The sequence below is a fragment of the Effusibacillus pohliae DSM 22757 genome (assembly GCF_000376225.1).
Taxonomy (GTDB): Bacteria; Bacillota; Bacilli; order Tumebacillales; family Effusibacillaceae; genus Effusibacillus; species Effusibacillus pohliae.
Map to the genome: position 1 here is coordinate 1 of NZ_AQXL01000116.1, position 12348 is coordinate 12348.

At 58.3% G+C, this 12348-nt stretch carries 12 protein-coding genes; 10 read left to right on the top strand and 2 right to left on the bottom strand.

The genetic code is table 11. The annotated features are described in order from the left end of the window. A partial coding sequence (locus tag C230_RS21940) for an ATP-binding protein (RefSeq protein ID WP_018131496.1) occupies positions 1-156 on the top strand: 156 nt, incomplete at its 5' end. 406 nt (positions 157-562) lie between these two features. Beyond that, positions 563-943 carry a hypothetical protein gene (locus C230_RS0107930; protein WP_018131497.1) on the top strand — a complete coding sequence of 127 codons (381 nt, stop codon included), beginning with the start codon at positions 563-565 and terminating at the stop codon, positions 941-943. 50 nt (positions 944-993) lie between these two features. Here C230_RS0107930 and C230_RS0107935 read toward each other — a convergent pair whose 3' ends face one another. After that, positions 994-2001, bottom strand: a complete 1008-nt coding sequence (locus C230_RS0107935) for an ABC transporter substrate-binding protein (RefSeq protein ID WP_018131498.1) — start codon at positions 1999-2001, stop codon at positions 994-996. 543 nt (positions 2002-2544) lie between these two features. Between C230_RS0107935 and hemA the strand changes: the two genes are divergently transcribed. The 8 genes from hemA to C230_RS0107975 all read left to right on the top strand — a co-directional run bounded on the left by hemA (position 2545) and on the right by C230_RS0107975 (position 12137). Continuing rightward, positions 2545-3969, top strand: a complete 1425-nt coding sequence (gene hemA, locus C230_RS19785; RefSeq protein WP_018131499.1) for a glutamyl-tRNA reductase — start codon at positions 2545-2547, stop codon at positions 3967-3969. Positions 3970-3982: 13 nt separating this feature from the next. After that, the gene (locus tag C230_RS0107945) at positions 3983-4804 is read left to right on the top strand and encodes a cytochrome C assembly family protein (protein WP_018131500.1); all 822 of its coding nucleotides are present in this window, start codon (positions 3983-3985) and stop codon (positions 4802-4804) included. 6 nt (positions 4805-4810) lie between these two features. After that, entirely contained in the window at positions 4811-5461 is a 651-nt protein-coding gene (locus C230_RS0107950) for a precorrin-2 dehydrogenase/sirohydrochlorin ferrochelatase family protein (RefSeq protein WP_018131501.1), read from the top strand. Beyond that, positions 5458-6384: a hydroxymethylbilane synthase gene (gene hemC / locus C230_RS0107955; protein ID WP_018131502.1), complete on the top strand. Its 927-nt coding sequence runs from the start codon at positions 5458-5460 to the stop codon at positions 6382-6384. The genes C230_RS0107950 and hemC overlap by 4 nt, the downstream gene beginning before the upstream one ends. Beyond that, on the top strand, positions 6384-7898 hold the full coding sequence (gene cobA / locus C230_RS0107960) for a uroporphyrinogen-III C-methyltransferase (protein ID WP_018131503.1): 1515 nt from the start codon (positions 6384-6386) through the stop codon (positions 7896-7898). Before hemC ends, cobA begins: the two co-directional genes overlap by 1 nt. Positions 7899-8029: 131 nt before the next feature. Further along, entirely contained in the window at positions 8030-9034 is a 1005-nt protein-coding gene (gene hemB / locus C230_RS0107965; protein WP_018131504.1) for a porphobilinogen synthase, read from the top strand. Further along, positions 9018-10307, top strand: a complete 1290-nt coding sequence (gene hemL / locus C230_RS0107970) for a glutamate-1-semialdehyde 2,1-aminomutase (RefSeq protein ID WP_018131505.1) — start codon at positions 9018-9020, stop codon at positions 10305-10307. Before hemB ends, hemL begins: the two co-directional genes overlap by 17 nt. 204 nt (positions 10308-10511) lie before the next feature. Continuing rightward, positions 10512-12137: a LysM peptidoglycan-binding domain-containing protein gene (locus C230_RS0107975; protein WP_018131506.1), complete on the top strand. Its 1626-nt coding sequence runs from the start codon at positions 10512-10514 to the stop codon at positions 12135-12137. Between the two features lie 22 nt (positions 12138-12159). Here C230_RS0107975 and C230_RS22955 read toward each other — a convergent pair whose 3' ends face one another. Next, positions 12160-12321 (bottom strand): hypothetical protein, encoded by a 162-nt coding sequence (locus C230_RS22955; protein WP_018131507.1) that lies wholly within the window; start codon positions 12319-12321, stop codon positions 12160-12162. Positions 12322-12348: the final 27 nt, after the last annotated feature.

Sequence of the window (12348 nt, forward strand, 5' to 3'; positions counted from 1 at the left end):
GGGACACTGTTCGGTGACCAGGTGCTGGCCTCTGCCTTGCTCGACCGGCTCCTACACCACGCCACCACCATCAACATCCGCGGCAACAGCTACCGAATGAAGGACAAGCTGCGCGCCGGGGTGACACATGCGCTGAAGGAGGAGGTGACCGCATAGACCGAACATATGTCTGGGGAAAGATGCGCGATGATTTTGGGGAACTGAATCCGCTGTTTGTGGGGAATTGAGCGCGATTTTTTTGGGGAGTTTTAATCCGCTATTGACAGGAGATACAACCACAGGAGGTTTTGTTAACGATCATGTTGAAGACACAACGGAAACCTACGGGAAATACTCCTGGCCCTACTGGCGAACCTATGGAGTTGTCGAAGCTCCGACTATGGGGCAGAGAGGATATGTTGACTTAACTCTTTCTAGAGGCGGTAGCAGTTGGCACTTGCATTTAGAAAAGAGATTTGGTCTAAGTGCCTATTAAAATGGTAGAGCCTTCTCAAATTCGGGAAGGCTCTGTTGGCTTGTAAAAAATAAACAAAATGTAAAGGGTGTTACTATGAGGGGATTCTTGCCGTTCGTATCTGTGTGCATTCTCTCGCTGGTTCTCACAGCAGGCTGCTCGACCAAGCATGATGCGACGTTTGCGGGGGAGAGCGAACATTGGTCCGCAACGTACAATCTGGATTCCCAAACAGGGAACCAGGACAAAACGGTTGTCACGTTGCGTTATAAAGGAACAGACAGTAAGACGGTTGGAGTCGTGGATTTTTCGTTTGAAATGAATCGAAGAACGCTTGGCGGAAGTCAGAAATTATCCGAAAATGGATTGATCGTTTTCGAAGGGGCGTACAGTTCTCCTCCTGAGTCGCTTTCTTCCGATCAGGTGGTGAAAGCCACTGTGAAGTGGAACGGTGCGACGGAAACGATCGAGCTAAAACGGACCCGGTAATCGGCCAGAGATAAAGCCGCCGGCTGTGTGGGGCTGCCGGCGGGCCCGTTTTATTTCACCTGCAGTTTTGCTTTTTCCGCGAATGTGGTGTTCACCAGTTTTTCATACGGGCCGGGGGTTTTCAGTTCGCCCGCCTGCCGGATCACTTCGTGCATGTTGTCCCATTCTTCCTTGTCGATGATCGGATCTTTTGCCCAGGCGTCCGCTTTTTTGTAACGGTCCGCGACACGGGCGAGGATGTCTTTGTCAACCTGCGGGAAGTAGGGGGCGATCACATCGGCGATTTCCTGCGGGCTGGCGGTTTGTACCCAATTTTGCGCTTTCTGGATGGCGTTCGTAAACTTCTGGATCGTGTTGGGATTTGCCTTGATAAAACTTTCTTTTGCCATAAACACGGTATACGGCAGCTTGCCGCTGTCTTCCCCAAAATAAGCGACGACATACCCTTTACCTTCTTTTTCCAGAATCGAGGCGGCCGGTTCAAACGCTTGGTAAAAATCGCCAGTGCCCGATGCAAAGGCAGCCGTCTGGTTATCGAATGCGATGTTTTGGATGATCCGGTTGTCGACTTTCGGGTTGACGCCGTTTTTGCGTTGGACGAATTCGCTCACCATTTCCGGCATCGAACCGTTGCGGGACCCGATGATCGACTTGCCTTTGGTCATCGGCCAGTTGAAATTGTCGATTTTCTGTCTTGCCACCAAAAAACTGCCGTCCCGCTGCGTCAGTTGGGCAAAATTGACGACCGGCTCCGGCGCCCCCTGCTGGTTGACGAACACGGTCGTTTCGGCGCCCACCAGCCCGATGTCCGCCTGGCCCGACAGAATCGCCGTCATCACCTTATCCCCGCCCCAGGCGGTGGTCAGTTCCACCTCCACCCCCTGTTCCTTGAAAAATCCTTTTTCCAGCGCGACGTATTGCGGTGCGTAAAAGACGGAGCGGATCACCTCGGTCAGCCGGATGTTCGTTTTTTCAGCCGCAGGTTGGGAGCCGCATCCGGCAGAAGCGAGCACAAGCGCTCCTGCAAGGAAGAGACCGCCAATCGTTTTCCATTTCACTTGTCCATAACCTCCTTCTCGTAGCTCAGCAAACGGACACCCGGCACGTTGCGCGCCGGCTGGAAGGCAACTGGTTTGGGAAACACAGGCTCGAAGCCTTAATGAGACCTGGTCAGCTGGACGGCAATTGCGCTTGAAAAACGCAGGCCGGGGCCTTAAAGCGGCCAGGCCGGCCGCCTGTGGATCGTCGGGATCCGTCATTCCGTGGCAGTGCCCATGGCGCGCCAATCAGTCGGTGTCCGGTGGGATGCATGATACCCATCGTATGCAGCCGCCCAAAGTTGGTGAATGGACGGGCGGGCAGGCGTCATAAAGTTGTCAAACGGTTGCCAGGGGCTTGCTTTCAGATTTCGACAGTTTAGTGGTATAATAGGTCGAAACGATCCCTTTGGAGAGAACCATTTGCGGCAGAAAGGGCCGTTCGGCTACTCACGCCGAACACGACGGAGGCCGGGCAGCTAGGTCCGGCGACCATGCCGAAGTCTTTCGGCGACTCGCGCCGAACATCGAGTGGCTTTTTTCTTTTGAAACGGAGTGGGATCCATGAATATTGTCGTGGTGGGTCTGAATTACCGGACCGCCCCGGTCGAAATCCGGGAACGGTTCAGCGTATCGGACAAGGTGTTATCCGGTGCCTTGCAGCAGCTTGCGGAAGCGGACGAACTGCTGGAAACGGTCATCGTGTCCACCTGCAACCGCACCGAAGTATATGCGGTGACCGATGCGCCCGATTTCGGACGGGAAGCGATCATACAATTTCTGGCGGACGCCTCGGGCATCGACCGTGAGGTGTTTTTGCCGTATCTATATACGCATGTGGATGATCAAGCGGTGCGTCATCTGTTCCGCGTCACCTGCGGTCTTGATTCGATGGTGCTCGGGGAGACGCAAATTTTGGGGCAGGTGCGGGACGCCTTCTTGCACGCACAGGAGCTGAAGGTGACCGGCCCGACGTTTAACAACCTGTTCAAACGGGCGGTCACGCTCGCCAAACAAGCCCATTCCCAGACGGAAATCGGCCGCCACGCGGTGTCCGTCTCCTATGCGGCTGTCGAACTGGCCAAAAAAATTTTTGAGGAGCTGGACAACAAGACCGTTCTGATCATCGGCGCCGGAAAAATGAGCGAGCTGACGGCGAAGCACATGTTCGCATCCGGCGCTCGCCGGGTGTTGGTGGTCAACCGCACGTTCGAACGGGCGAAGGAGTTGGCGGACAAGTTTGAGGGCCACGCGCTTGAACTGAAATCGATCGACCTGGCCCTGAAAGAGGCGGATATCGTCATCTCGTCGACCGGGGCGGAAGGCTATGTGGTGTCCAAGAATCAGGTGGCAGCCGTCATGAAGCAGCGCCGCTACCGGCCGCTGTTCCTGATCGACATCGCGGTGCCACGCGACCTGGATCCGGAGATCAACAAGCTGGACAATGTGTTCCTGTATGACATCGACGATCTGGAGGGTGTGATTGCTGCCAATCTGGAGGAACGCAAAAAAGAAGCGGAAAAAATCAGCGTGATTATCGAACAGGAACTGGTGGCGTTCAAACAGTGGCAGACGGAGCGGGCGGCCATCCCGCTGATTCAGGCTGTCCAGAAAAAAGCGGGGGATATCCAGCAGGCGGCGATGGAAAGCCTGCAAAACAAGCTGCCGAACCTGACCGAACGGGAATTGTGGCAGATTCAGAAACACACGATGCATATGATCAATCAGATGCTGCATGAGCCGATCCGGCAGATCAAGGAGATGGCGGCGGAGCCGCAGGCCGAATTGTACCTGGAGGTTTTCTCCCGCATCTTTGGGCTGCAGGCGGGAACCGAACCGCTGAAGCAAACTGCTTCGCCGCAGCCGGAGGGGGAAAAGCAGCCGCATCTGCAAAAGTCCGGTTCCGCCGCAAGCTCGGGCGCATCTTATAAAACGACTCCGAAACAGGCTCCAGTCGAAGCCAACTGGGTTGGCAGCCTGTTGCGATGAGGGGGACAGAGCGATGCAGGGAAGTGTCCTGCTGTACGATGTGATGACGTTCATCTATGCGGTGGCTGTCTTGTTGTATTTCGTCGATTTTATCCAACCCAACCGAAAGGTGAACCGCACCGCGTTCGTCCTGCTGTCGGCGGTCTGGGTCATCCAGTCGGTGTTTTTCGTGTTGCGGATGCTCGAATTGAATTATGTACCGGTGATCACAACGTTCGAAACGATGATCTTCTTTTCCTGGATTCTGATCACGTTCTCGTTGGTGATCAACTTCTTCTATAAAATCGATCTGTTCACGTTTTTCACGAACGTCGTCGGGTTTGCGGTGGTGGCGTTCGTGACGTTCACCGACAAGGGGGCGACGTCGCTGTCCGCTTCCTTGCAGGGGGATCTGTTGGTGCTGCACATCGCGATGGCGTTTCTCAGTTACGCCTGTTTTTTGCTGGCGACGATTTTTTCGATCATGTATCTGATCCAGGAAAAATTGCTGAAAGAAAAACGCTGGAACGATTTGTTCCGGCGGCTGCCGGCGCTCGATCAACTGGAACAGTTTTCCTACCGGTTGGTGATGTTCGGCTTTCCGCTGCTTTTGATCGCGATGATTCTGGGCGCGATCTGGTATCATGCGCGCTTCCAGCACCTGCTGATTTTGGATCCTAAGCCGCTCGTGTCGGTCGCACTGCTGGTGATTTACGGAATTTACCTTTACCTGCGCGTGTCGGCCGGATGGTTGGGCAGAAAATTGGCTTGGATCAACATCACCGCTTTTCTCGGGGTTGTGATCAACTATTTGATCGTGGGACAATTTTTTTCCGGGTTCCATCATTGGAGATAATGGCGGATGATGGACAAACCTTTTTTTGGCGCGTTCCTGGATGTGGCCGGCCGGCTGTGCGTGGTGATCGGCGGCGGCCAGGTGGCGGAGCGGAAAGTGCGGTCGCTTTTGGATTGCCGGGCACGGGTGCGAGTCGTATCGCCCGCCTTGACGCCCGGATTGGAGGAGCTTGCCGCGGACGGGACAATCGAGTACGTGGCCCGGCCGTACCAACCGGGGGATGCAAAAGACGCATTTTTGACGATCGCCGCGACCGACTCCCTGACGGTCAACCGGCAAGTGGTGGAAGAAGCCGATGCGGAAGGCCGCTTGGTGAACACGGTGCATGCGGCGGCCGGCGGCAATCTGATTTTGCCGGCGGTGATGCGGCGGGGACCGCTGCAGGTGGCGATCTCCACATCGGGTACGGGGCCGGTGCTGGCCCGGCTGATCCGGGAGGAGCTGGAGGGTTATTTTGGCCCGGAATATGAACGGTATCTGGAAAAATTGGCCGCCATCCGAACCCGACTGCGGCAAACGGTTGCGGATGAGCAGACGCGAGCGGACATTTTGCGCAAGATTGTCCGCTCCAACGTGCGGGAGCTGCTGCGTGAAGGACGCGAGGCGGAAGCGGATCGGACAATCCGAGACATCATAGAGGGGCGGAAAGATGGATGAGGCGAATCAAAGTGGGAACCCGACAAAGCGCACTGGCGCTGACGCAGACGAACTGGGTGTGTTCCCAGCTGGAGTCGATCTACCCGGGGCTTGCGATTGGGACGGAAAAAATCGTCACGAAAGGCGACCGGATTCTTGGCGTCACCCTGTCGAAAGTGGGCGGCAAAGGCCTGTTTGTGAAAGAGATCGAACAGGCTCTGCTGGACGGTACGATCGATTTTGCCGTCCACAGCATGAAGGATCTGCCGGCGGAGATGCCGGACGGGCTGATGATCGCCGCCGTACCGGAACGGGAGGATCCGCGCGATGTGCTGATCAGCCGAGACGGAAGAAGTTTTTCCCAACTGCCGAAAGGAGCGAAAGTCGGCACCAGTTCGCTGCGGCGGGCGGCCCAACTGAAAGCGGCCCGACCCGATCTGGAAATCCGGTCCCTGCGCGGCAATATTGACACCCGTTTGCGCAAGCTGGACGAGGAAGGGTTGGATGCGATCATCCTGGCGGCGGCCGGCCTTTCCCGCATGGGCTGGTTGAGCCGGGCGACGGAGCGGCTGCCTGTCGACATCTGCATCCCGGCGGTCGGGCAAGGGGCGTTGGCGATCCAGTGCCGGGCCGACGATGAAAAGTTGATCGAACTGCTGTCGGTGTTGGATCATCTGCCGACTCGGCTGGAAGTGACCGCGGAGCGTGCATTTTTGGGGAAATTGAACGGTGGCTGCCAGGTGCCGATCGGCGGCTATGCGGAGTATCAGGACGGGTTTGTCTCCCTGCGGGGAATGGTGGGAACGCCGGACGGCTGCACGCTGCTCAAGGAGTTTGCGGAAGGGGAGCAGCCGCAGGAACTGGGCGTGCTGGTTGCCGAGAAGCTACTGGAAAAAGGGGCCCGCGAGATTTTGGCGGCTGTCCGCGAGGAGATGAAGTCGTAATGGCTCCCGGCAAGGTGTATCTCGTGGGAGCCGGTCCGGGCGACCCCAACCTGATCACCGTCAAAGGGCTGAATCTGCTGCAGCAGGCGGATGTGATCGTTTACGACCGTCTCTGTTCCCCGCGGTTGCTTTCGTTCGCGCCCGCTCACGCGCAGCGCATTTATTCGGGCAAAACGCCGGAACAGCACTGCATGACGCAGGAGGAGATCAATCGGCTGCTGGCCGAACAGGCGCAGGCGGGTAAGACAGTGATCCGCCTGAAAGGTGGCGATCCCGGCGTGTTCGGCCGCGTTGGGGAAGAGATGGAATATTTGGCGGAGCGCGGGATCGAGTATGAGGTGGTGCCGGGCGTCACGTCGGCCACCGCAGTCCCGATCTATGCGGGCATCCCCGTTACATACCGCGGGCTGGCGGCCTCGTTTGCCGTGATCACCGGCCATGAGGACCCGGCCAAAGGAACGTCCGGCATTGATTGGGAGCGGGTTGCGTTGGCTGCGGACACCCTGATTTTTCTGATGGGGGTGGGACGGATCGCCTCGATTGCGGAACATCTGATCCGCTGCGGGCGGCCGGCCGACACCCCGGTGGCGCTGATCCGCTGGGGCACCTGGGCGGAACAGGCAACGCTGACCGGCCGGCTAGCCGACATCGCGGAAAAGGTGGAGGCGGCCAACTTCCGCAACCCGGCGGTGATCGTGGTCGGCGATGTCGTCCGGCTGCGCGACAGGATTGCATGGGCAGAGAAAAGACCCCTGTTTGGCAAGCGGGTGATGATCACGCGCGCCCGTTCGCAGGCCAGCGAGTTGGCGCGGAGGATCGAAGCGTTAGGCGGCGAGGTGTATGAGTTTCCGGTGATCCGGCTGGCACCGCCCAGCGATTGGGGGCCTGTCGATCAGGCGCTGGCAGCGTTGGAGACGTTTGATTGGCTTGTGTTTACGTCGGTCAACGGAGTCGAATTTTTCTTTGAGCGGATGCGGGAGATATCGGTGGATATCCGCCGGATCCGGGGAAAAATCGCCGCTGTCGGGAGTTCGACAGAGGAGGCCCTGCGGGCGCGAGGCTTGATCGCCGATCTGAGACCGCAGCAGTATGTAGGTGAATCGCTGTTTGAAGCTCTGGCGCCGCACTTGCAACCGGGTCACAAGATCCTGTTGCCGCGTGCGGACATCGCACGTAAAGAGCTGCCGGGCGAATTGCGGCGGATCGGCTGTGAAGTGGCGGAAATCGACGTCTATCAGAACCAGCCCGTTTTTGAGAATGCGGAAGAAGCGGTGCAAATGTTGAAAGACGGCGATATTCACATTCTCACATTCACCAGCTCGTCCACCGTCAAGAACTTCGTCAAGATCCTGGAGGGCGAGGACATGGAAGCGATTTTGGACGGCGTCACGGTGGCTTCGATCGGTCCGATTACGACCGAAACGGCTAGAAAAATGGGCGTGCGGGTGGACGTCACCGCGGAAACGCACACGATTGCCGGTTTGTTGGATGCATTGATTCACAAAACCGTTTAGGGCATATTTTGGGCCCCCGCGCACAGGAAGACTTGGCAGAATACTCTACCCCCACTAAGTGCAAGCACTTAGCGGGGGCCCCGGTGCCGAAGCGTCACTTTCACGGGAAGCATTTAGGAGGAGTGGTTCTCATGCAACTGCCGACAGATTTTAAGCGGCTGCGCAGATTGCGGCGGACGGCGGCAATCCGTTCGCTGGTCAGGGAAACGGAATTGAACGTGCGGGATTTGATCTATCCGTTGTTTGTCGCGCACGGGACGGGCGTGAAGGAGGAGATCGGCTCGATGCCCGGCGTGTACCATTTGTCGGTCGACATGCTGCGGAGGGAGATCCAGGAGATCTCGCAAACCGGGATTGAGGCGGTGCTGCTGTTCGGGGTGCCGGCGCACAAGGACGATCTGAGTTCGGAAGCGTACGCGCAAGAGGGGATCGTGCAGCAGGGCATTCGTGCGATCAAAGAGGAAAATCCGGATTTGACGGTGATCACCGATGTCTGCTTGTGCGCCTATAATCCGCACGGTCACTGCGGGATCGTGCGGGGCGGGCAGATTTTGAACGATCCGACGCTGGAGCTTTTGGCCAAAACGGCGATTTCCCACGCGCAGGCGGGCGCTGACATCATCGCTCCGTCCGATATGATGGACGGACGGATTGCCGCGATTCGGGCAGGACTGGACCAGGAAGGGTTTGTCGACATCCCGATCATGTCCTACTCGGTGAAGTACGCATCGTCTTTCTATGGTCCGTTCCGGGAAGCGGCCCACTCGGCTCCCGCGTTTGGGGACCGCAAGACGTATCAGATGGACCCCGCAAATACGCGCGAGGCGCTGCGGGAAGCGGCGGCTGACGTGGAGGAAGGGGCCGATTTTCTGATGGTCAAGCCGGCGATGGTCTACATGGACATTATCCGGCAACTGCGTGATCGGTTCGACCTGCCGCTCGTGTCGTACAACGTATCGGGCGAATATTCGATGATCAAAGCGGCTGCGCAGAACGGCTGGATCGAGGAGCGGCAGGTCGTGCTGGAACTGCTGACCGGCTTGAAGCGGGCCGGCTCCGATTTGATCATTACCTACCACGCCAAAGACGTCGCCAAATGGCTGCGGGAGGGATGCCTCGATGCACAACGGATATGAAAAATCGCGCGTTGCATTTTCGGAGGCGAAACAGTATATCCCCGGCGGCGTGAATTCGCCGGTGCGGGCGTTTCGGGCGGTCGGCGGCGACCCGGTGTTTATCGAGCGCGGCCAGGGCAGCCGGATGTATGACATTGATGGTAACGAATATATCGATTATGTGCTGTCTTGGGGGCCGCTGATTCTGGGACACGCGCATCCGGAAGTGACGGAAGCGATTGTGGAATACACGAAAAAAGGGACTTCCTTTGGCGCGCCGACGCTGCTGGAGACGGAAATGGCGAAACTGGTGACGGAGATTGTGCCGTCGGTGGAAATCGTGCGGATGGTCAACTCGGGGACGGAAGCGACGATGAGCGCGCTGCGGCTGGCCCGCGGCTACACCGGACGCAGCAAGATCGTCAAGTTTGAAGGATGTTACCACGGCCACGCGGACAGTTTGCTGATCAAAGCCGGATCGGGTGTGGCGACGCTCGGATTGCCCGATTCGCCGGGGGTGCCGGAGTCGGTTGCCGCCAACACGCTGACGGTGCCGTTCAATGATATGGAATCGCTTCAGCTCGCGTTCGAAAAATTCGGCGAGGACATCGCTGCGGTGATCATCGAGCCGGTGGCCGGCAATATGGGGTGTGTACTGCCGCAACCGGGATTTTTGCAGGAGGTGCGCCGGATTACGCGGGAATACGGGGCGCTGCTGATTTTTGACGAGGTGATGACCGGATTCCGCGTCGCCTATGGCGGAGCGCAGGCGTTTTACGGCATCGACCCGGATCTGACCACGCTGGGAAAAGTGATCGGCGGCGGTTTGCCGGTCGGCGCGTACGGAGGCAAGCGGAAGATCATGGAGATGATGGCGCCGGCAGGGCCGATCTATCAGGCAGGGACGCTGTCAGGCAATCCGCTCGCGATGATCGCCGGTTACACCACGCTGAAGCTGCTGGGGCGGCCGGGCGTGTATGAAGAGTTGGCGGTGAAGAGCAAGCGGCTGGCCGACGGTTTCAAAGAGTCGACGGAGGAACGGGGAATCCCTTCGTACACCACGTATGTCGGCGGCATGTTCGGCTGCTTTTTCTCCGATCAGGAGGTCGTCGATTACAGCACCGCGAAAACGTGCGATTTGGAACGGTACGGCAAATATTTCCGGGAAATGTTGCGGCGCGGGGTCTATCTGGCACCGTCCCAATTGGAGGCGGGATTTGTTTCGTTGGCCCATACGGACGAGGATATCGACCGGACGCTGGAAGCTTCGCGGGATGCGTTGAAAGCATTATAATACAGACTCCCTGCACAGGCGGACGAACGCCTGTGTTTCTGTTTGGACAGCCGTGAAGGATGGGATGAACATGCGCAAGCGCGTTTGAACGGACGATTTGAATCGGGCTGTCAGGGCGTGTCCTGACGGCCTTTTTTGTCATATGGCGAAGCGCATGGACATAAAGTGAACTGATGCAGCAGAACGCGGAGGAGGGAGTATACGGTGGCGCTTGGCGAACAGTTTCCGGTGATCCGGATCGAGGTGGATCAGCGGTTGACGCTCGAAACGGGGGCGGACGGGCAATTGCAGGACGATGCGTCGGTTGCGACCGAAATCACGTATTTTGACAGGGTCGGAAATTTTTATATTCTGGAAGGTGTTCTCACGTTCTCCGGGTCGGTCGCAGCGGCTACCGGCGACAGCGAATCTGGCAGCCAACATCGGGTGTCGCCGATCTCCTGCCGGCTGCCGTTTGCGCTTCGGATTCCGGTGAAAGGACAGCCGAATTTTCTTGATGTAAACACGCGGATCGGTGAGTGGGGCGTCAAGCCGGCGGGGCCCGGACAGTTGCAATTGCTGGCGGAGTTGTTGATTCAGGGATTGAATGGACAAAACGGCTATTCGTTTTATTGCGGAGACCAGGAAGTTTCGGTGCCGCCGCAATACGCGACCAGCGAAGCGGCAGTACAGGAGGCGGACGCGGCAGCGGCGGGCCATGGGAGTGCGCGCTCCGGCATGCAACCGCAGCAGCAGGCGGACAAAGGGTACAACGAGCGGGAATGGATGATCGAAGCAAAAGAGAAGCAGGATGAACCGGATTCGCTTGTGTTTCAACCGGATTCCGGCTGGCTCGAACAACTGCAATCCGCGCTGCAGCAACCGGCCGCTGCCGTGCGGAGCGGCGAACAGCCTGCGGATGACAGCCAGCCGGTGGATAGACCGCCCGCAGATGGCGAACAACTGGGAAATGAAGAACGGCTGGTGGATCGGGCTGCATCCGAATCGGAACCAACGGTAGCTCCGGTGCGGGAGGAAGAGGTCTACCAGTTTGAGGCGCTTGCCGATGAACTGTCGGTGGAGGAGGATACGCCGTTGTCCGCGGAAGCGGCGTGGGCTGGCTGTGCGGCGGAAGCGGCGGAGTCAGCTGCGGAGCCGGCAACCGCGTCGGCGGAAGGGGAGGCAACCGGCGCGGCAGCGCCCGAAGTGGAAGCGGCTGCTGCGGAACCGGTGGCGTCCGAGCAGATGGCGGGTCCTGCCGTGGAACAGGTGGCCGCTCCTGTTGAGCCGGCGCCGGCTGGCCCGAAGATTTCATTCGGAGCGAAGAAGGAGGAAGTGAACGGCGCGCCGGTCAAGTTGTCAGGTCTGGCCTACGGCTCTGTGACGAAAGAGATGGGGCGGGAGGAGCCGGCGCAAGCGGGGGCGGCCGAACAGGCGAACGTCCAGCCAACAGCGCAGGCAGTGGCGAAGCAGACAGTGACGCAGGAAACGGCGGTGAAGGCGGCAGCCCCGCAAGCGGGGGGCGCGGAAGCGGCAGTAAAAGAGGGGGCGGCAGAGGAAGCGGTCGAGCAAGTGGCGGAGATTCAAAGGGACGAGGACGATGCTGCGGCGAGTGTCGTATACGATACGGCGGCAGAAGAGTCGGCCACATCGCTGTGGGGAAAATGGCTGCAGAAGGAATCGGACGAAAAGTACACGTTAAAATTCCGGATCGTGCAAGAGTCGGAATCGCTGGACGAACTGGCGAATCGGTACGGCACGCCGGTGGAAAGCCTGATGCGGGCGAACGGGCTCACCAGCGAGCAGATCGATGCGGGGCAAGTGCTGATCATTCCAGGAAGGCGGCGGTGAGCTGCCTTCTTTTGTTGTGTGGTCAGGGGCGGGAGATTAGCATCATGAACAGGACGAACGAAAGCAACATGAGAACGATCATGTCAAGAAAGTTAGGAAAGAAAAGCGCCCGCAGAAACAGCAGGAATACCGCCAGCGCCAACGCGAGTTTGACGAATCGAACCAGGCCGACAAAAAATCCCATTGCAAACCCCTCCCGGTCAACAGCCTA

What these genes read in the sequence shown, in the direction of transcription:
- hemA (WP_018131499.1), top strand. Translation starts at nt 2,545, where the DNA reads ATGAATATTGTCGTGGTGGGTCTGAATTACCGGACCGCCCCGGTCGAA.
- C230_RS0107945 (WP_018131500.1), top strand. Translation starts at nt 3,983, where the DNA reads ATGCAGGGAAGTGTCCTGCTGTACGATGTGATGACGTTCATCTATGCG.
- C230_RS0107950 (WP_018131501.1), top strand. Translation starts at nt 4,811, where the DNA reads ATGATGGACAAACCTTTTTTTGGCGCGTTCCTGGATGTGGCCGGCCGG.
- hemC (WP_018131502.1), top strand. Translation starts at nt 5,458, where the DNA reads ATGAGGCGAATCAAAGTGGGAACCCGACAAAGCGCACTGGCGCTGACG.
- cobA (WP_018131503.1), top strand. Translation starts at nt 6,384, where the DNA reads ATGGCTCCCGGCAAGGTGTATCTCGTGGGAGCCGGTCCGGGCGACCCC.
- hemB (WP_018131504.1), top strand. Translation starts at nt 8,030, where the DNA reads ATGCAACTGCCGACAGATTTTAAGCGGCTGCGCAGATTGCGGCGGACG.
- hemL (WP_018131505.1), top strand. Translation starts at nt 9,018, where the DNA reads ATGCACAACGGATATGAAAAATCGCGCGTTGCATTTTCGGAGGCGAAA.
- C230_RS22955 (WP_018131507.1), bottom strand. Translation starts at nt 12,321, where the DNA reads ATGGGATTTTTTGTCGGCCTGGTTCGATTCGTCAAACTCGCGTTGGCG.